Origin of the sequence: Streptomyces sp. NBC_01013, assembly GCF_045162765.1 — a bacterium.
Lineage (GTDB): Bacteria > Actinomycetota > Actinomycetes > Streptomycetales > Streptomycetaceae > Streptomyces.
This window is the reverse complement of record NZ_CP108687.1, coordinates 6,484,673-6,504,080: the sequence shown is the minus strand read 5'-3', so window position 1 is coordinate 6,504,080 and position 19,408 is coordinate 6,484,673. Positions and strand designations below refer to the sequence as shown.

17 protein-coding genes are annotated in these 19,408 nt (G+C 72.3%); 14 read left to right on the top strand and 3 right to left on the bottom strand.

All coding sequences use genetic code 11. The annotated features are described in order from the left end of the window. Window positions 1–99 precede the first annotated feature (99 nt). From OG538_RS28315 to cobI, 4 genes are read left to right on the top strand one after another with little or no spacing between them, the layout of a single operon-like run. On the top strand, window positions 100–2,118 hold the full coding sequence (locus tag OG538_RS28315; protein WP_406098264.1) for a putative cobaltochelatase: 2,019 nt from the start codon (window positions 100–102) through the stop codon (window positions 2,116–2,118). Continuing rightward, window positions 2,118–2,717 (top strand): cob(I)yrinic acid a,c-diamide adenosyltransferase, encoded by a 600-nt coding sequence (gene cobO, locus OG538_RS28310; protein ID WP_389063604.1) that lies wholly within the window; start codon window positions 2,118–2,120, stop codon window positions 2,715–2,717. Before OG538_RS28315 ends, cobO begins: the two co-directional genes overlap by 1 nt. Further along, window positions 2,711–4,144, top strand: a complete 1,434-nt coding sequence (locus tag OG538_RS28305) for a cobyrinate a,c-diamide synthase (RefSeq protein WP_406098262.1) — start codon at window positions 2,711–2,713, stop codon at window positions 4,142–4,144. The genes cobO and OG538_RS28305 overlap by 7 nt, the downstream gene beginning before the upstream one ends. Then, complete coding sequence (gene cobI, locus OG538_RS28300) at window positions 4,141–4,869, top strand: precorrin-2 C(20)-methyltransferase (protein WP_406098260.1); 729 nt, start codon at window positions 4,141–4,143, stop codon at window positions 4,867–4,869. The genes OG538_RS28305 and cobI overlap by 4 nt, the downstream gene beginning before the upstream one ends. Window positions 4,870–4,874: 5 nt before the next feature. Here cobI and OG538_RS28295 read toward each other — a convergent pair whose 3' ends face one another. Continuing rightward, complete coding sequence (locus OG538_RS28295; RefSeq protein WP_406098258.1) at window positions 4,875–5,597, bottom strand: ZIP family metal transporter; 723 nt, start codon at window positions 5,595–5,597, stop codon at window positions 4,875–4,877. A gap of 90 nt (window positions 5,598–5,687) precedes the next feature. On the opposite strand from OG538_RS28295, the gene cobM reads away from it, so the two are divergent. From cobM to cobC, 5 genes are read left to right on the top strand one after another with little or no spacing between them, the layout of a single operon-like run. Continuing rightward, window positions 5,688–6,536 carry a precorrin-4 C(11)-methyltransferase gene (cobM, locus tag OG538_RS28290; protein ID WP_406098256.1) on the top strand — a complete coding sequence of 283 codons (849 nt, stop codon included), beginning with the start codon at window positions 5,688–5,690 and terminating at the stop codon, window positions 6,534–6,536. Then, on the top strand, window positions 6,533–7,789 hold the full coding sequence (gene cbiE / locus OG538_RS28285) for a precorrin-6y C5,15-methyltransferase (decarboxylating) subunit CbiE (RefSeq protein ID WP_406098254.1): 1,257 nt from the start codon (window positions 6,533–6,535) through the stop codon (window positions 7,787–7,789). Before cobM ends, cbiE begins: the two co-directional genes overlap by 4 nt. Next, window positions 7,786–9,510: a precorrin-3B C(17)-methyltransferase gene (gene cobJ / locus OG538_RS28280; protein WP_406098252.1), complete on the top strand. Its 1,725-nt coding sequence runs from the start codon at window positions 7,786–7,788 to the stop codon at window positions 9,508–9,510. Before cbiE ends, cobJ begins: the two co-directional genes overlap by 4 nt. 50 nt (window positions 9,511–9,560) lie before the next feature. Then, complete coding sequence (locus OG538_RS28275; protein WP_406098250.1) at window positions 9,561–10,472, top strand: sirohydrochlorin chelatase; 912 nt, start codon at window positions 9,561–9,563, stop codon at window positions 10,470–10,472. Continuing rightward, a complete protein-coding gene (gene cobC / locus OG538_RS28270; RefSeq protein WP_406098248.1) occupies window positions 10,456–11,550 on the top strand; it encodes an Rv2231c family pyridoxal phosphate-dependent protein CobC in 1,095 nt (364 codons plus the stop codon). The genes OG538_RS28275 and cobC overlap by 17 nt, the downstream gene beginning before the upstream one ends. A 144-nt stretch (window positions 11,551–11,694) precedes the next feature. Here cobC and OG538_RS28265 read toward each other — a convergent pair whose 3' ends face one another. Further along, complete coding sequence (locus tag OG538_RS28265; protein ID WP_406098246.1) at window positions 11,695–12,924, bottom strand: SCO1860 family LAETG-anchored protein; 1,230 nt, start codon at window positions 12,922–12,924, stop codon at window positions 11,695–11,697. 352 nt (window positions 12,925–13,276) lie between these two features. Continuing rightward, window positions 13,277–14,377 carry an amidohydrolase family protein gene (locus OG538_RS28260; protein WP_406098244.1) on the bottom strand — a complete coding sequence of 367 codons (1,101 nt, stop codon included), beginning with the start codon at window positions 14,375–14,377 and terminating at the stop codon, window positions 13,277–13,279. Between the two features lie 158 nt (window positions 14,378–14,535). Here OG538_RS28260 and OG538_RS28255 point away from each other — a divergent pair, with 158 nt between their 5' ends. The 5 genes from OG538_RS28255 to thpD all read left to right on the top strand — a co-directional run bounded on the left by OG538_RS28255 (window position 14,536) and on the right by thpD (window position 19,234). Then, window positions 14,536–15,642 carry a pyridoxal-phosphate-dependent aminotransferase family protein gene (locus OG538_RS28255; RefSeq protein WP_406098242.1) on the top strand — a complete coding sequence of 369 codons (1,107 nt, stop codon included), beginning with the start codon at window positions 14,536–14,538 and terminating at the stop codon, window positions 15,640–15,642. A gap of 319 nt (window positions 15,643–15,961) precedes the next feature. Beyond that, a complete protein-coding gene (gene ectA, locus OG538_RS28250; RefSeq protein ID WP_406098240.1) occupies window positions 15,962–16,492 on the top strand; it encodes a diaminobutyrate acetyltransferase in 531 nt (176 codons plus the stop codon). 124 nt (window positions 16,493–16,616) lie between these two features. Continuing rightward, entirely contained in the window at window positions 16,617–17,873 is a 1,257-nt protein-coding gene (ectB, locus tag OG538_RS28245) for a diaminobutyrate--2-oxoglutarate transaminase (RefSeq protein WP_406100344.1), read from the top strand. Between the two features lie 62 nt (window positions 17,874–17,935). Continuing rightward, window positions 17,936–18,334 (top strand): ectoine synthase, encoded by a 399-nt coding sequence (locus tag OG538_RS28240; RefSeq protein WP_351003160.1) that lies wholly within the window; start codon window positions 17,936–17,938, stop codon window positions 18,332–18,334. Between the two features lie 6 nt (window positions 18,335–18,340). Further along, window positions 18,341–19,234 (top strand): ectoine hydroxylase, encoded by an 894-nt coding sequence (thpD, locus tag OG538_RS28235; RefSeq protein WP_406098238.1) that lies wholly within the window; start codon window positions 18,341–18,343, stop codon window positions 19,232–19,234. Window positions 19,235–19,408: the final 174 nt, after the last annotated feature.

Here is a 19,408-nt window from a genome sequence, read left to right as displayed (position 1 = left end):
CGACCGCGGCCTCCGCCCCCGATCCCCCGCTCCCCGGTCGCCGCAGGGTCCGCAAGGCCCGCCGGAGCTGCTGGAACCCGCCACCCCCAAGGAGGCCTCGTGAGTACGCCGTACCCCTTCACCGCCATCGTCGGGCAGGACGACCTCCGGCTCGGGCTGCTGCTCAACGCTGTCAGCCCTGCCGTGGGCGGCGTCCTCGTACGCGGCGAGAAGGGCACCGCCAAGTCCACCGCCGTGCGCGCGCTGGCCGCGCTCATGCCCGAGGTGTCCGTCGTCCCCGGCTGCCGGTTCTCCTGCGCCCCGGACTCCCCCGATCCGGCGTGTCCGGACGGGCCCCACGAGGCGGGGTCCGGCGTGTCGCGGGCGGCGCGGACGGTCGAGCTGCCCGTCGGCGCCTCCGAGGACCGGCTCGTCGGGGCGCTCGACATCGAGCGGGCGCTCGCCGAGGGAGTGAAGGCCTTCGAGCCGGGGCTGCTCGCCGACGCGCATCGCGGGATCCTGTACGTCGACGAGGTCAATCTCCTCCACGACCACCTCGTGGACCTGCTGCTGGACGCCGCGGCCATGGGTGCCTCGTACGTGGAGCGCGAAGGCGTCTCCGTACGGCATGCCGCCCGCTTCCTGCTCGTCGGGACGATGAACCCCGAGGAGGGGGAGCTCCGGCCTCAGCTCCTCGACCGGTTCGGGCTGACTGTCGAGGTCGCCGCCTCCCGTGAGACCGATCTGCGGGTCGAGGTGGTGCGGCGCAGGCTCGCCTACGACGACGATCCTTCGGGCTTCGCCGCCCAGTGGGCCGGCGAGGAAGGCGCCTTGCGGGCCCGGATCGTGGCCGCGCGCGAGCTGCTCCCCCACGTGCGCCTCGGCGACGGCGCGTTGCGCCAGATCGCCGCCACCTGCGCTGCCTTCGAGGTCGACGGGATGCGGGCCGACATCGTGATGGCCAGGACCGCCACGGCGCTGGCCGCCTGGGCGGGGCGTACCGACGTGCTGGCCGAGGACGTGCGTCAGGCTGCCCTGCTCGCGCTCCCCCACCGGCGTCGGCGCAATCCGTTCGACGCGCCGGGACTCGACGAGGACAAGCTCGACGACACGCTGGAGCAGAACAGCGGCGAGGGTGACGATCCGGACCCGGACGGCCCGGACGGCGGCGGCCTGCCGCCACAGGGGGACGGGCCCGGCACACCGCCGCCGTCCGATGGCAGGGCCGACGACACGCCCGCGCAGTCCGTGCCCGAGCAGGGCGGGGAGCCGGGCCAGGGACAGTCCTCCGGCGGTGGCGAGCAGCAGCCCGTACGGGCGGGTGAGCCGTTTCGTACGAAGGTGCTGAGCGTGCCGGGTCTGGGCGAGGGCGCGGCGGGGCGGCGGTCCCGGGCCCGTACCGAGCACGGGCGGACGACCGGTGCGCGGCGGCCGCAGGGGGCGCTGACCAAACTGCATCTGGCGGCGACCGTGCAGGCCGCCGCTCCGCATCAGCGTGCGCGGGGCCGGTCGGGCCGGGGTCTGGTGGTGCGCCGGGACGATCTGCGGCAAGCGGTGCGCGAGGGGCGTGAGGGAAACCTCGTGCTGTTCGTCGTGGACGCGTCGGGGTCGATGGCCGCCCGGCAGCGGATGACCGCTGTGAAGGGGGCCGTTCTGTCGCTGCTGATGGATGCCTACCAGCGACGCGACAAGGTCGGGCTGATCACCTTCCGGGGCAAGGACGCCGAGGTGGTGCTGCCGCCGACGTCGTCGGTGGACGCGGCCGCCGCCCGGCTGGAGATGCTGCCGACCGGTGGGCGCACGCCGGTGGCCGCCGGGCTGCTGAAGGCCCATGACGTGCTGCGGGTGGAGCGGCTGCGCGATCCCTCACGGCGGCCGTTGCTCGTCGTGGTGACCGACGGGCGGGCGACCGGGGGGCCGGAGCCGGTGGCGCTGGCCGCGCGAGCGGCGCGGCTGCACGAGGTCGAGGGCACGGCGTCCGTCGTCGTGGACTGCGAGTCGGGTCCGGTACGGCTCGGGCTCGCGGTGAGCCTCGCCGGCGAGCTGGGCGGCACCGCCGTCACCCTCGACGAGTTGCGGGCCGATTCGATCGCCGGGCTGGTCAAGGACGTTCAGGGCTACAGCGGGAGGGCCGCGTAATGCCACAGGGACAGCCGGTCAGCGTGCCGGACGACGGGCTCACCACCCGCCAGCGGCGCAACCGGCCGCTGCTGGTGGTGCACACCGGCATCGGCAAGGGAAAGTCGACGGCGGCCTTCGGGCTCGCCCTGCGCGCCTGGAATCAGGGGTGGCCCATCGGGGTCTTCCAGTTCGTGAAGTCGGCGAAGTGGAAGGTCGGCGAGGAGAACGCGCTGAAGGTCCTCGGCGCGAGCGGCGAGGGCGGGTCCGTCGCCTGGCACAAGATGGGCGAGGGCTGGTCCTGGGTCCAGCGCGATCAGCAGCTGGACAACGAGGCGGCGGCCCGCGAGGGCTGGGAGCAGGTCAAGCGCGATCTGGCCGCCGAGACGTACCGGCTGTACGTCCTCGACGAGTTCGCCTATCCGATGCACTGGGGGTGGGTCGACACCGACGAGGTGGTCGAGGTGCTGCGTCAGCGGCCGGGCAACCAGCACGTGGTGATCACCGGGCGCAACGCGCCCGCCGCGCTCGTGGAGGCGGCGGATCTGGTGACCGACATGTCGAAGGTCAAGCACCCGATGGACGCCGGGCAGAAGGGCCAGAGGGGCATCGAGTGGTGAACGTGCCGCGCCTGGTCATCGCCGCGCCGTCGTCCGGCAGCGGCAAGACCACCGTCGCGACGGGCCTGATGGCCGCCTTCGCCGGGCGGGGGCTCGCCGTGTCCGGGCACAAGGTGGGCCCCGACTACATCGATCCGGGCTACCACGCCCTCGCCACCGGGCGGCCGGGGCGCAATCTCGACGCGTACATGTGCGGGCCGGAGCTGATCGCTCCGCTGTTCGCGCACGGTGCGCGGGGATGCGGCCTCGCGGTCGTCGAGGGGGTGATGGGGCTGTACGACGGGGCGGCGGGGCAGGGCGAGCTCGCGTCCACCGCTCAGGTGGCGAAGTTGTTGCGGGCGCCGGTGGTGCTGGTCGTGGACGCGTCGTCGCAGTCCCGGTCCGTGGCCGCGCTGGTGCACGGCTTCGCCTCGTGGGACACACAGGTGCGGATCGGCGGCGTGATCCTGAACAAGGTCGGCTCGGACCGGCACGAAGCCCTGTTGCGGGAGGCCTTGGACGAGTCCGGGGTGCCCGTGCTCGGGGTGCTGCGGCGGGCCGCGCAGGTGGCGGTCCCGTCGCGGCATCTGGGGCTGGTGCCGGTGGCTGAGCGGCGGGGCGATGCGGTGGCCGGTGTCGCGGCGATGAGGGCGCAGGTCGTGGCCGGCTGTGATCTGGAGGGGTTGTTGGCGTTGGCCCGGTCCGCACCGGAGCTGGGTGCGGGTGCGTGGAGCGCGGCCGAGGCCGTGGAGACCTGCGGCGGGTCTCTTCCCCTGCCCGCCGCTTCCCGCGACCGGGGCCCCGCCCCGGACTCCGCGGCTTCCACACCGGAGGGGCTGAAGAAGAGGGGTCCCGTCGTCGCCCTCGCCTCCGGGGCAGCCTTCACCTTCTCCTACGCCGAGCACGGTGAGCTGCTCGCCGCTGCCGGGGCCACCGTCGTGCCGTTCGATCCGCTCGGGGACGAGGCGCTGCCCGAGGGGACACGCGGCCTCGTCATCGGGGGCGGGTTCCCCGAGGTGTACGGCCACGAGCTGTCGGCCAACGAGCCGTTGCGCAAGGCCGTCGCCGAACTGGCCGCCTCCGGGGCGCCGGTGGCCGCCGAATGCGCGGGGCTGTTGTATCTGTCGCGGTCGCTGGACGGGCTGCCGATGTGCGGGGTGCTGGACGCCGAGGCGCGGATGTCGGAGCGGCTGACGCTCGGGTACCGGGACGCCGTAGCGCTCTCCGACAGTGTCCTCGCCGCCACGGGGACGCGGATGCGCGGGCACGAGTTCCACCGCACGGTGCTGGAGCCCGGCGCCGGGGACGCGCCGGCCTGGGGCATGCACCAGCCGGAGCGGCGGGTGGAGGGGTTCGTGCAGCAGGGCGTGCACGCGAGTTATCTGCATACGCACGGGGCTTCGGCACCCGGTGCTGCCCGCCGATTCGTGGAGAGGTGCAAGGGATGAACACACTGGTCGGGGTCGGGGTCGGGCCCGGTGATCCGGAGCTGGTGACCGTCAAGGGCGTGAACGCGCTGCGGGACGCCGCCGTCGTCGTGGTGCCCGTGATGGACACCGGCGAGCAGGGGCGCGCCGAAGCGACCGTGCTGCACTACGTGGGGTCCGAGAAGATCGTGCGGGTCGTGTTCGCGCTCAACGAGCGAACGGACCGGGCGCGCCGGGAGGCTGCCTGGGACGCGGCGGGCGCGCGGGTCGCTGAGCTGCTGCGTACGCACGGTTCGGTGGCGTTCGCGACCATCGGTGATCCGAATGTGTACTCGACGTTCACCTATCTCGCGCACACGATCGGGGAGCTGCTGCCGGGCACGGCCGTGGTGACGGTGCCGGGGATCACGGCGATGCAGGATCTGGCCGCGCGCAGCGGGGCGGTGCTGACCGAAGGCACCGAGCCGCTGACACTGGTGCCGGTGACCGCCGGGGCGAGCGTGCTGCGGGAGGCCCTGAAGGGGCCCGGGACGGTCGTCGCGTACAAGTTCGGACGGCTGGCCGAGGAGGTCGCCACCGCGCTGCGCGAGACGGGTCGCACCGAGGACGCGGTGTGGGGTTCGGCGCTCGGGCTGCCGGAGGAGTCGATCCGGCCGGCGGCGGAGCTGGCCGACGGCCCGTTGCCGTACCTCTCCACGCTGATCGCGCCCGCGCCGCGCGGCGGCGGGCGGGGCGGCAAGCTGTGAGGCGCTCACTGCGCGAGGCCCACCACCAGCCAGATGAAGCCCACTCCGGCCACCGTGCACAGCAGGGTGGAGCGGGCCGGGTGGTCGTGGTGCGCCTCGGGCAGGATCTCGGCTGCCGCGAGGTAGAGCAGCGCGCCGCCGAAGAAGCCGAGATAGCCGCCGAGGAGTTCCTCCGGAAGGGTGAACACGAGCGTCGTCGCCGCGCCGACGACGGGCGCGGCCGCGTCCGCGTACAGCATCGTCAGGGCCTTGCGGCGGGCGTTCCCGTACAGGCTGGTGATCGTGTAGGTGTTGAAGCCGTCCGCGAAGTCGTGGGTGATGACGGCGAGGGCGACGGCCGCTCCCATGCCGCCGCCGACCTGGAAGGCCGCGCCGAGCGCCACTCCGTCCATCAGGCTGTGCAGGATCATGGCGGCCGCCGCCGTCAGTCCGACCTGGGGCACCCGTTCCTCGCTCGCGCCGTGTGCTGCCTGGCGTACCGCGAGCAGACGCTCCACCAGGTGCGCGAAGAGGAAGCCGCCCACGAACAGCAGCAGGGCCGCCGGTACGCCGAACACGAGGCCGCCCGCGGCTTCGACGGCCTCCGGCAGCAGGTCGAGGCCGACGACTCCGAGCATCAGTCCGCCGGCGAATCCGAGCACCAGGTGGCGGCGGTCGGTGACGCGCTGGGCGACCCAGCCGCCGACCAGGGTCATCAGGAACGCGCCGAGCGCGACGAACACCGCCATGGGCTCTTGCTAGCCGATTGACCCCGGTGCCCGCATCTTCGGGCGCCCCCCGTCATGTCCCGTTGTTCTCTGTCCTGAAAGGACCGTCCCATGTCCGAAGCAGTCGACGCAGCCGGCGCAGTCGCCGCGCCCACCCGCGGCACCGTGACGTTCGTCGGTGCCGGGCCCGGCGCCGCCGATCTGCTGACCTTCCGGGCGGCGCGGGCCATCGCGGACGCCGACATCGTGATCTGGGCGGCGAGCCTCGTGCAGGCGGAGGTCCTGGACCACGCCCGGGAGGGTGCCGAGATCCTGGACTCCGCGCAGATGTCCCTCGAAGAGGTGGTCGCCGTGTACGGGCGAGCGGCCGACGAGGGCCTGAAGGTGGCCCGGATCCACTCCGGTGACCCGGCGCTGTGGGGCGGCACCCAGGAGCAGGTCGACCGGTGCGGCGAGCTGGGGGTCGCGGTCGAGATCGTGCCCGGCGTGTCGTCGTTCTCGGCGGTCGCCGCGGTCGTGCAGCGCGAGCTGACGATCCCCGAGGTGGCTCAGTCGGTGATCCTGACGCGGCTCGGCGGCGGCAAGACGCCGATGCCGCCCGGTGAGGAGGTCCGGGAGTTCGCCCGGCACGGCACGACGATGGCGCTGTTCCTGTCGGCGGCCCGGTCCGGTCAGCTGACGCAGGAGCTGCTGGAGGGCGGCTATCCGACCTCGACTCCGGTGGTGATCGCGTACCAGGCGACGTGGCCGGAGGAGCTCATCCTGCACTGCACGATCGAGACGCTGGAGGCGACGGTCAAGGAGCACAAGCTCTGGAAGCACACGCTGTTCCTGGTCGGGCCGGCCCTGTCGGCGTCGGGAACCAGGTCGCACCTGTACCACCCGGGGCACTTCCACGGATACCGCAAGGCCGACAGGGCCGCGCGGGCCGAGCTGCGCGCCCAGCGGTCCGGCTCGTGATCCGGGTCTTCGGTGCGGGGACGGGGGCGCCGCTCGCCGCCGAGGCGGTGGAGGCCCTGGCCGGGGCCACTCTGGTGGTCGGGGCCCGGCGCCACCTGGACGGCGCCGCGCTGCCGGCGGGTGCGGGCCGGGTGGTGCTGGGGCCGCTGGCTCCGGCTCTGGACCGGATCGGCAAGCACCTGGCCGAGGACGGGACGCGGGTGGTGGTGCTGGCTTCCGGTGATCCGGGGTTCTTCGGGATCGTGCGGGCGCTGGCGGAGCGGTTCGGGCCCGCGGCGCTCGATGTGCGGCCGGGGGCGCCGTCGATCGCGGTGGCGTTCGCCCGGCTGGGCCTGCCGTGGGACGACGCGGTCGTCGTCAGCGCGCACGGGCGGGATCCGCGGACCGCGGTGAACGTGTGCTTGGCACACCCGAAGGTCGCGGTGCTGACGGGGCCGGGGGCCGGGCCTGCGGAGCTGGCGGCAGGACTGCTGTACGGGAGCCAGGAACGGACCCTCGTCGTCGCGACGGCGCTCGGCGACCCTGAGCACGAACGCGTCGAGCGACTGACGCCCGCGGAGGCGGCGGGCCGCCAGTGGCCGGATCCGGTGAGTGTGGTGCTGTGCCTGGACGAGTCACGGGCGCTCTCGCCGGTGAGGACGATGGCGGGTCCGGCCGCCGGGCCGGCCGGCTGGGCCCTGGACGAGGCGGAGTTCGAGCACCGTGACTCGATGATCACCAAGTTCGAGGTGCGGGCGCTGGCACTGGCCCGGCTCGGGCCGCGCACGGGTGATCTGGTGTGGGACATCGGTGCCGGTTCCGGATCAGTCGCGGTGGAGTGCGCACGGCTCGGCGCTGCCGCCGTGGCCGTCGAGAAGACGGTGGACGGGGTCGAGCGGATCCGGGCGAACGCGGCATCGCACGGGGTGTACGTGCGAGCGGTGCACGGTGCCGCGCCCACGGTGCTGTCCGATCTGGCGGACCCCGACGCGGTGTTCATCGGGGGCGGCGGGCGTGAGCTGCCGGCGATCGTGACGGCGTGCGCCCGGCGGGCGCGGCGTGCCGTGGTGGTCGCGGTGGCGGCCCTGGACCGGGTGGGCCCGGTGCGGTCGGTGCTGGCCGCGGCCGGGTTCGTGCCCGAGGGTGTGCTGCTGCAGTCCTCGCGACTGGCACCGCTGCCCGGTGACGTGACCCGGCTCGCTGCGGCCAATCCGGTCTTTCTGCTGTGGGGCGTCCGCCCCACGGCCGGTGCAAGTGAAGGAGCAACCCAGTGATCGGCCTGATCTCCGCGACGGCGGCGGGCGCCGTCGCCCGTGACCGGCTGGCCGCGGCCTGGCCCGGCCGTGCCGTGGTCTACGACGGCCCGGTGCGCGAGGCCGTGCGGCGGGCGTTCGCCGAGTGCGAGCAGCTGGTCTGTTTCCTGGCGACGGGGGCCGTGGTGCGCCTCGTCGCCCCGCTGCTCGCGGACAAGTCGGCCGATCCCGGTGTCGTCTGTGTCGACGAGGCGGGACGCCATGCGGTGGCGTTGCTCGGCGGGCACGGCGGCGGGGCGAACGCCCTTGCGGTGGCGGTCGGTGAGGTGCTGGGTGCGGCGCCGGTGGTGACGACGGCGACGGACGCGGCGGGCGTGCCCGGCCTCGACATGCTGGGGCTCCCCGTGGAGGGGGATGTCGCGGGGGTGTCGCGGGCGATGCTGGACGGTGCGCCGGTGGCGCTTCGGGCGGACACGGTGTGGCCGTTGCCCGCGCTACCGCCGAACGTGGGTCCGCGACGCACGGGTGCCGCGGTGCTGCGTCTCAGCGACCGGGCCGTGGAACTCGGTTCCCGGGAGGCCGTGTTGCGGCCGCCCTCGCTGGTGGTCGGGGTCGGCGCGTCCAGGGACGCGTCCGTCGGCGAAGTGCTCGGGCTGATCCGGGACGCGCTGGCGCAGGCCGGGCTTTCGGCGCTGAGCGTCGCGGAGCTGGTGACCGTCGACGCGAAGGCCGGGGAGCCGGGGATCGTGGCGGCCGCCGCCGAGTTGGGCGTGCCGCTGCGGACGTACCCCGCCGAGCAGCTGGCCCGGATCGAGGTGCCCCATCCGTCCGACGCACCGCTCGCCGCCGTCGGCACGCCCTCGGTGGCGGAGGCCGCGGCGCTTGCGGAGGGCGGCGAACTCCTCGTACCGAAGCGGAAGTCGGCGCCCGAGGGACGCGCGGCGATGGCCACCTGTGCGGTGGTGCGCCGGGCGCCGCGCGGGCGGCTCGCCGTGGTGGGGCTCGGGCCCGGGGCGCGCGACCTGCTGACGCCGCGGGCCCGTGACGAGCTGCGGCGGGCGTCGGTACTGGTCGGACTCGATCAGTACGTCGACCAGATCCGGGATCTGCTGCGGCCGGGTACGACGGTTCTGGAGTCGGGGCTCGGGGCCGAGGAGGAGCGGGCCCGCACGGCGGTCGCCGAGGCCCGCAAGGGCCATGCGGTGGCGCTGATCGGCAGCGGTGACGCGGGTGTGTACGCGATGGCCTCCCCGGCGCTGGCGGAGGCGGGCGCCGACATCGATGTGGTGGGTGTGCCGGGGGTGACGGCCGCACTGGCGGCGGCCGCGATCCTGGGCGCCCCGCTGGGCCATGACCACGTCTCGATCAGCCTCTCCGACCTGCACACGCCGTGGGAGGTCATCGAGCGCCGGGTACGGGCCGCGGCCGAGGCCGACATCATCGTGACGTTCTACAACCCGCGCAGCCGGGGCCGCGACTGGCAGCTCCCGAAGGCCCTGTCGATCCTGTCCGAACACCGGGACCCGGCCACTCCGGTGGGCGTCGTACGCAATGCCTCCCGGCCCGACGAGTCCAGCCGGGTGACGTCGCTGACGGCACTGGACCCGGCGACCGTCGACATGATGACCGTCGTCACCGTCGGCAACACGGCCACCCGTGAGATCGCGGGGCGCATGGTCACCCCACGCGGCTACCGCTGGCAGTCCGCCACGGCCGCACCGGCACCGGACGCGGCGCCGTGAACCGGGCCGCCGCCCCGCACCCCACCCCCCAGGAACACCGAGGAGATCTTGTGAACACCCCGTCCGCCCAGCCCGCACTGCTCATCGCCGGCCACGGCACCCGGGACGAGGGCGGGGCCGCCGCCTTCCGTGAGTTCGTTGCCGAACTCGGCGCCCGTAACCCGCAGTTGCCCGTCGCGGGCGGCTTCATCGAACTGTCGCCGCCGCCGCTCGGCGACGCGGTGACCGATCTCGTCGAGCAGGGCGTGAAGCACTTCGCGGCCGTGCCTCTGATGCTGGTGTCGGCCGGGCACGCCAAGGGCGACATTCCGGCGGCGCTGACCCGCGAGAAGGAGCGCCACCCGGGCATCTCGTACACGTACGGGCGCCCGCTGGGCCCGCACCCGGCGCTGCTCAAGGTCCTGGAGCGGCGGGTCGAGGAGGTGCTGGGCGACACGGACCGGTCCGAGGTGACGATCCTTCTGGTGGGGCGCGGTTCGACCGACCCGGACGCCAACGCCGAGGTGTACAAGGCGGCGCGGCTGTTCTGGGAGGGCCGGGGCTACGCGGGGGTGGAGACGGCTTTCGTGTCGCTGGCCGCCCCTGATGTGCCGTCCGGTCTCGACCGTTGCGTGAAGCTGGGTGCGGGGCGCATAGTCGTTCTGCCGTACTTCCTCTTCACCGGCATCCTGCCGGACCGTGTGCGTCATCAGACCACGGAGTGGGCCGCCGCCCACCCCGAGCTGGACGTCCGGCCGGCCGAAGTGATCGGTGCCGCGGAGGAACTGCTCGATCTGGTCATGGAGCGCTACCGGGAGGCCGTCAAGGGCGATCTGCGGATGAACTGCGACTCTTGCGTGTACCGGATCGCACTGCCGGGCTTCGAGGACAAGGTGGGACTGCCGCAGCAGCCGCACTTCCACCCTGACGACGACGGCCATCACCACCACCCCCACCATGGCGGTCATGCACACTCCCATTGAGAGTCCCGACGCCACAGGCGCGGGCGCGCACGACCTGCGTCATCACGGTGACGCGGAGGTACGGGGACGGGGACGGGATCTGACCGATCTCGCCGTCAACGTACGGGCCGGGACCCCACCGGTCTGGTTGAAGGAGCGGATAGCCGCGTCCCTGGGCACGCTCGCCGCCTACCCGGACGGACGCGCGGCGCGCGCCGCGGTCGCCGCCCGGCACGGGTTGCCGCCGGAGCGGCTCCTGTTGACGGCGGGCGCGGCGGAGGCGTTCGTGCTGATCGCACGCGCGCTGCCGGCCCGGCGGCCGGTCGTGGTGCATCCGCAGTTCACCGAGCCGGAGGCGGCGCTGCGCGCGGCCGGGCACGACGTGGGACGGGTGCTGCTGCGGGCGGGGGACGATTTCCGCCTGGACCCGGCTGCCGTGCCGGCCGACGCGGATCTGGTGGTGGTCGGGAATCCGACCAACCCGACGTCCGTGCTGCACACCGCGGCCGAGCTGGAGCGACTGGCGCGTCCCGGCCGGACGTTGGTGGTCGACGAGGCGTTCATGGACGCGGTGCCGGGCGAGCGCGAGGCGTTGTGCGGCCGTACGGACATCCCGGGACTCGTGGTCCTGCGCAGTCTCACCAAGACGTGGGGGCTCGCCGGACTGCGGATCGGTTATGTGACGGCGGCGCCGGAGACCGTTCGCGCGCTGGAGGAGGCGCAGCCCTTGTGGCCGGTGTCGTCCCCGGCTCTGGCGGCGGCCGAGGCGTGTGTGGAGCCGCGGGCGCTGGCCGAGGCGGCCGCGGCAGCGGACCGGATCGCGGTGGACCGCTGCCATCTGGTTGCGGGTCTGAGGGAGTTCACCGAGATACGGGTGGTGGAGCCGGCGCAGGGTCCGTTCGTGCTGGTCCGGCTGGAGCGGGCGGCGGAGATACGTGAGCGGTTGCGGATGCTGGGCTTCGCGGCCCGGCGCGGCGATACGTTTCCGGGGCTCGGCGACGACTGGCTGCGGCTGGCGGTACGGGACCGCACGACGACCAACCGCTTCCTGCAGGCGTTCGACCAGGCCCTCCAGGCGCTGTCCGCGGTGAGCCGCTGAACCCTGCCGGGCCCGGCCAACGGGCCGAAGCAGAACACGTACCGAGCGGGGAGCGGTGCTCCGCATACGGAACACCGCTCCCCACCCCCGTCCCCCTACGGCCCCCCGGCCGCCCCCTCGGGCTGTGGCTCGTCCCGCCGGGCGTCAGTCCTGCGCACGCCGCCGGGCCACGACCGTCGCACCGGCACCGACCGCCAGCAGAAGGGCGGCACCACCGGCGACGTACGGCGTGGCGGAGCTGCTGCCCGTCTCGGCGAGGTCGGCGCCCGTGTCAGTGGCCTGGGGTGCGTGACCGGTGCCCGTCTGGGGCTTCACGTCGCCGCCGGTGGAGCCGGCCGTGGAACCCCCTGTGGAACCGGCAGTGGAACCCCCTGTGGAACCCGCGGTGCCGGATCCGCCGTCCGTGGAGCCGCCGTCACTCGAACCGCCGTCGGTGGACCCACCGTCCGTCGAGCCCCCGTTGTGACCGCCACCGTTGTGACCGCCACCGTTGTCACCACCGCCGTTGTCACCACCGCCGTTGTCACCACCGCCGTTGTGACCGCCACCATAGTCACCACCGCCGTTGTCACCACCGCCGTTGTCACCACCGCCGTTGTCACCACCGCCGTTGTGACCACCCCCGTTGTCACCACCGCCGTTGTGATCGCCGCCGCCCGCCCTCGGCGTCTCACAGGTGGCTTCGGCGAGGGTGACCTCGCCCTTCACGTCGGCGACGTTCAGGTCGAGCGGGTTGACCGAGACCTTCAGCTGGAGCGCCACCGCGGCCGCGGTGCGCGAGGTGGTGCTCGTCTTCGACAGGTCGAGCGTCACCTTGCCGACCCCCTTCACCTCGATCTGCGTGGTGCCTGCGGCGGTGAGGGTGACGCGCTTGCCGAGGACCTTCACATGCCCCAGCACGTTCGACTCGGCGACCGGCTTGTGCCCGACCTCGCAGACCGCCCTGGAGGTGACCTGCTCGACCTCGACCAGCGAGAGCAGCGGGAGACCGGGCAGGTGCAGCCGCGCCCTCACCACGTTGGTGTAGCCCTCGGCACGGTGCTTGCGGACGGTCGCCTTCGCCGTGGCCACATCGGCGCGCAGCACGCGGACCGGATGTCCGCCCTCCACTCCGTCGAGCTTCACGCTGAGCGCGGTCTTCTCGGCGCTCCGCGGCGCCTGCACCTCGTTGAGCGTGGCCTTGAGCGGCACATCGATCGTCTTGTTGAGAAGCGAGACGTCGAGTGCGGTGCGGAGGACGACCGCGCTCGCCTTCCCGCCGCCGGTGGTCGTGGCGGCGGTCGCGGTGGTGGCCTGCGCCGGGACGGCGGCCAGCAGGGCGACCGGAGCGGCAGCGACCGCCAGGGCGGCGAGGCGGAAGGTGTTGCTGTTCAAGATGGTGGAACCCCCACAAGAGACATGGAGCCGCCGGCGCCGTCCAATGGGGGACATCGCGGGCACCGGTGGCCTCGACTCCGTGAATCTTTACGCACAGAGGGTGAACTGGCAGACACCTGACGTGAGTTCACCCCAAAGGGGGGTTTTCGTGCTTGTATTCGATTATTCCGGCACGTACGTTCCTCGAGTTCACCCGTTCACCCCGTTTCACCGGCAACGGCGGGCACGGCCGGGCCGCAACCCGTAGCGCGCGGAAGTCATTCAACGAGCGGGGTTCGCTCCGGGTAACTGCCAGTCAACACGGCGCATCCGGAACGGGGACAGGCCCGCCGGGCCGAGGACACCCGGCTCAGCCGATCACGCGCCCGTTCAGGACGATCCGGCGCGGGGCCGCCAGCACGCGCACGTCCGCCCGCGGGTCCTCGTCGTACACGACCAGGTCGGCCGGCGCCCCCTCCTCCAGCCCCGGCCTGCCGAGCCACGCACGGGCGGCCCATGTCGTCGCGGACAGTGCCTCCAGGGCGGGGATGCCCGCCTTGACGAGCTCCGCAACCTCGTCCGCCACCAGACCGTGGGCGAGCACCCCGCCGGCGTCGGTGCCGACGAACACCGGCACCCCCGCGTCGTACGCGGCGCGCACGGTGTCGTAACGGCGCTCGTGCAGCCGGCGCATATGGGCGGACCAGCGGGGGTACTTGGCGTCGCCGCCCCGCGCGAGCGAGGGGAAGGTCGCGATGTTGACCAGGGTGGGGACGATCGCCACCCCGCGCTCGGCGAAGAGCGGGATGGTCTCCTCGGTCAGCCCCGTCGCGTGCTCGATGCAGTCGATCCCGGACTCGACGAGGTCGCGCAGCGAGTCCTCGGCGAAGCAGTGGGCGGTGACCCGGGCGCCCAGCCGGTGGGCCTCGGCGATCGCCGCGGCGACGGCATCGCGCGGCCAGCAGGCGGTCAGGTCGCCCACCTCGCGGTCGATCCAGTCGCCGACCAGCTTCACCCAGCCGTCCCCGCGGCGCGCCTCCTGCGCCACGTACGCCACCAGCTCGTCCGGCTCGATCTCGTACGCGTAGTTCCTGGTGTACCGCCGGGTCCTGGCGATGTGACGGCCGGCCCTGATGATCTTCGGGAGGTCCTCGCGGTCGTCGATCCACCGCGTGTCGGCGGGCGAGCCCGCGTCCCGCAGGAGCAGCGCGCCGGCCTCCCGGTCGTCGAGGGCCTGCTTCTCCGTGGTCGCCGTGTCGACGGCGCCGTGGTGGTCGAGCCCGACGTGGCAGTGGGCGTCGACCAGTCCCGGCAGGGCCCAGCCGGTGACGACGAGCGCGTCGTCCGCGCCGGCGGGACGCTCGTACGTGACCCGTCCGCCCACGGCCCAGAGCTCGTCCCTGACCTCGTCGGGGCCAACGAGCACCCGCCCCTTCACATGCAGCACCCGCGACGCCTCGTGATCACTCATGAACAGCACTGTACGAGGCGCCGTGCCGGACGCCGCGCCCTGTCCGGCCCGGCCCGGTGGACGGGTCCGGGCCGCCGGAGGGGGGCTCGGTACTCTCGGAGCAGGCCCGGCCCGCAGGCCGGTCCGCACACCGACCCGATCCCGAAGAGAGCACCACCGTGACGCACCCCTTCCTCGACCTGACCCCTCTCACCGCCGCGCACTTCGCGGCGATCGAGCGGCGGGTGGCGGGTCTCCTCGCCACCGAGCAGGACGTCGTCATCATGCAGGGCGAGGCGCTGCTCCCCCTCGAAGGCTGCATCAGGGGCGGCGCCCGGCCCGGTTCGACGGCGCTGAACGTCGTCACGGGGCCGTACGGGCAGACGTTCGGCAACTGGCTGCGCGACTGCGGCGCCGAGGTCATCGATCTGGCGGTGCCGTTCCACACGGCCGTGACCGCCGGCCAGGTCGCCGAGGCGCTGGCCGCCCACCCGGAGATCGACTTCGTGTCCCTGGTGCATGCGGAGGCCGCCACGGGAAACACCAACCCGGTGGCGGAGATCGGCGAGGTCGTCCGGGCGCACGGGGCACTGTTCATGCTGGACGCCGTCGCCTCGGTGGGCGCCGAGCCGCTGCTGCCGGACGCGTGGGGTGTGGACCTGTGCGTGATCGGGGCACAGAAGGCGATGGGCGGTCCGGCCGGAGTGTCCGCGGTGTCGGTGAGCGCACGTGCCTGGGAGCGGATCGCCGCCAACACCCAGGCTCCGCGCCGGTCCTACCTCTCCCTGCTGGACTGGAAGGAGCGCTGGATCGACGGCGGCCGCCGGACCCTGCTGCATGCCCCGGCCCAGCTGGAGATGCTGGCCCTGGAGGCCTGCGTGGAGCGGATCGAGGCGGAGGGTCTGGACGCGCTGATGGCCCGTCACGCCGCCGCGGCCGCGGCCACCCGGGCCGGCGCGGTGGCCCTGGGCGGCGGCCTGGCGCCGTACGTGCACGCGGCAGGGGACGCCGCCCCGGTGGCGACCACGCTGCGGACGCCGGACGGCGTGGACGCCGCGGGGCTGGTCGCACAGGCGTTGGCGGCCGACCCGTCGCTGCCGTTGATCGCGGGGGGCGGGGCACTGTCCAAGGAGATGATCCGGGTCAATCACTACGGGGTGGATGCGACGCGGGGCGCGGTGCTGTCCTCGCTCGCGGCTCTGGGGGCGGCGCTGGCCGATACCGGCCGGCAGGTCGATCTGGAGGCTGCCCGGAAGGCCGTTTCGGAAACCTGGCCCAGCGCCTGAATTCCGACGTAATCAATAAATGCGGGGAGCCGCCTTATCCAGAGCAGCTCCCCGCATTCTTCTGCCCGGTTTCCCGAAGGCTAAACACCCCAGTTTCCGGAGGGCGCGATCTCCACAATTCGGTTGCGTCCCGTGAGAGTTACGACCTTGTGACCGACTCCACAGCGGGGGCGTTATGCCGGATAAATGCCACCCAAATCGGAAGAAAGCGTAGCGATTTCGCGCCGGTGCGCGCGCTCGCGTGATAACACAGGGAATGGCTCCACCCAACCCCCTTGCCCGATGCAATTTAGAAATTTGCTGGGTAAATTCAATTCGCATGACCGCCGCACCAGCAGATTTTGCACGTGCCCGAAGCGAATTCATCACCATCGACACCCCGCGAGTGGAGGACGGAGCCGCGATCTGGCGTATTGCCCGCGACTCCGAGGTCCTGGACCTCAACTCCTCGTACAGCTACCTGCTGTGGTGCCGTGACTTCGCGGCGACCTCCGTGGTCGCCCGCGACGAGACCGGCGCCCCGGTCGCCTTCGTGACGGGGTACATCAGGCCCGACCGCCCCGAGACGCTCGTCGTCTGGCAGGTGGCCGTCGACCACGGCCATCGGGGCACCGGCCTGGCAGCGAAGCTGCTGGACGCCCTGACCGCCCGCGTCGCCGGCGAGCAGGGGCTGGCCTCGGTCGAGACGACCATCACCCCGGACAACAAGGCATCGGACCGCCTCTTCACCTCCTACGCGCAGCGCCACGACGTGGCACTGGAGCGCGAGGTGCTCTTCGACGGCGGCCTGTTCCCCGAGGACACCCATCTGCCGGAAGTGCTCTACAGCATCGGCCCGTTCCACGCCTGAGCAGGCCCTTTCCGGCGGGTGCCGCCCGTCGTAGTCACCTTGACCGCCGCTCGTCACACCCCCCTCACGCAGGAGACCCGCTGTGACCATCACTCCGTCCGCCCTCAACCGACAGACCTACGGCATGACTCCCCCTGATCTGAGCGTCTTCGAGACCCTGGAGTCCGAGGTCCGGAGCTACTGCCGCGGCTGGCCCGCCGTCTTCGACCGTGCGCAGGGCGCCCGGCTGACCGATGAGGACGGCCACTCGTACCTCGACTTCTTCGCCGGGGCCGGCTCGCTCAACTACGGTCACAACAACCCGGTGCTGAAGCGCGCGCTGATCGACTACATCGAGCGCGACGGCATCACGCACGGCCTCGACATGGCGACCACCGCCAAACGCGCCTTCCTCGAGACGTTCCGGGACGTGATCCTGAGGCCCCGCGACCTGCCGTACAAGGTGATGTTCCCCGGCCCGACCGGCACCAACGCGGTCGAGTCGGCGCTGAAACTGGCCCGCAAGGTCAAGGGCCGCGAGTCGGTGGTCTCGTTCACCAACGCCTTCCACGGCATGTCGCTCGGCTCGCTCGCCGTCACCGGCAACGCGTTCAAGCGGGCCGGGGCCGGCATTCCCCTGGTACACGGCACACCGATGCCGTTCGACAACTACTTCGACGGCCAGGTCCCCGACTTCCTCTGGTTCGAGCGGCTCCTCGAGGATCAGGGTTCCGGGCTCAACAAGCCCGCCGCCGTGATCGTGGAGACCGTCCAGGGCGAGGGCGGCATCAACGTCGCCCGCGCCGAGTGGCTGCGCGCGCTCCAGGAGCTGTGCCACCGCCAGGACATGCTGCTGATCGTCGACGACATCCAGATGGGCTGCGGCCGCACCGGCGGCTTCTTCTCCTTCGAGGAGTCCGGCGTCACGCCGGACATCGTGACGCTGTCGAAGTCCATCAGCGGCTACGGCCTGCCCATGGCCCTGTGCCTGTTCAAGCCCGAGCTGGACATCTGGGAGCCGGGCGAGCACAACGGCACCTTCCGGGGCAACAACCCGGCGTTCGTCACCGCGGCCGCCGCGCTCGACGCCTACTGGTCCGACGGCCAGATGGAGAAGCAGACGCTGGCCCGCGGCGAGCAGGTCGAGAGCGCGCTGCTGGCCATCTGCGGCGAGCACGACAGCGCGCAGTTCCGCGGCCGCGGACTGGTGTGGGGCCTGGAGTTCAACGACCCTGCTCGCGCGTCGGCCGTCTGCGCCCGCGCGTTCGAGCTGGGGCTGCTGCTGGAGACCTCCGGCCCGCAGAGCGAGGTCGTGAAGCTGCTTCCGCCGCTGACCATCACCCCCGAGGAGCTGGACGAGGGCCTGCGCACGCTGGCCCGCTGCGTCCGCGAGACCGCCTGACCCGGGGCCGCCCCGGGCGGGCCCGATGAGAAGCACCGTAGAGAGAAAGGCACTGCCCCACCGTGATCGTCCGATCGTTCAGTGACATCGAGAACACCGACCGGCATGTGAAGGCCGCCTCCGGCACCTGGGAGAGCAAGCGCATCCTGCTCGCCCAGGAGAAGGTGGGCTTCTCCCTCCACGAGACCACGATGTACGCGGGTACCGAGACGTCGATGTGGTACGCCAACCACATCGAGGCGGTCCTGTGCGTCGAGGGCGAGGCCGAACTCACCAATGACGAGACCGGCGAGAAACACTGGATCACTCCCGGCACGATGTACCTGCTCAACGGCCATGAGCACCACACCATGCGTCCGAAGACGGACTTCCGCTGTGTCTGTGTCTTCAACCCGCCCGTCACCGGACGGGAGGAGCACGACGAGAACGGCGTCTACCCGCTGCTGACCGAGGAGGGCTGAACCACCATGACCACTGAAGTACGCGCCGACCTGTATCCGTCGCGCGGCGCCGCCGAGATGACCACTCCCCGCCAGGACCCGGTCATCTGGTCCGCGCCGGGCGCACCGGGTCCGGTCGCCGCCAAGGAGCTCCAGGGCTTCGAACGCGACGGCTTCCTCACCGTCGACCAGCTGATCACCCCGGACGAGGTGGCCGGCTACCACGCCGAGCTGGAGCGGCTGATCGCCGATCCGGCGGTGCGCGCCGACGAACGCTCCATCATCGAGCCGCAGTCGGACTCCGTACGGTCGGTCTTCGAGGTCCACCGGATCAGCGAGGTCTTCGCCCGGCTCGTCAGCGACGAGCGCGTGGTGGGCCGGGCCCGGCAGATCCTCGGTTCGGACGTGTACGTCCACCAGTCGCGGATCAACGTGAAGCCCGGCTTCGGGGCCTCGGGCTTCTACTGGCACTCGGACTTCGAGACCTGGCACGCCGAGGACGGTCTGCCGAACATGCGGACCGTTTCGGTCTCGATCGCGCTGACCGAGAACTACGACACCAACGGCGGGTTGATGATCATGCCCGGTTCGCACAAGTCGTTCCTCGGTTGTGCGGGCGAGACGCCGAAGGACAACTACAAGAAGTCCCTGCAGATGCAGGACGCCGGAACCCCGTCCGACGAGGCGCTGACGAAGATGGCCGACCGGCACGGCATCAAGCTCTTCACGGGCAAGGCCGGTTCGGCGACCTGGTTCGACTGCAACGCGATGCACGGGTCGGGCGACAACATCACCCCGTACCCGCGCAGCAACGTCTTCATCGTGTTCAACAGCGTGGAGAACACGGCGCAGGAGCCCTTCGCGGCTCCGATCCGGCGCCCGGAGTTCATCGGGGCGCGCGACTTCACCCCGGTGAAGTAGGCCCGTACGGAGGCTGGTTGGGGCGGGACGCAGCACTGTGTCCCGCCCCTTCGCCATGGGCTCCGCCCTCCACAGAATCCAGGTGCCGCCCTCGCGAACCGCGTTAGGATCAAGAGTTTTCCGACGGCGGGGGCAGCATGGTGCGACGAACCAGTCAGCGTGAACACCTTCGGC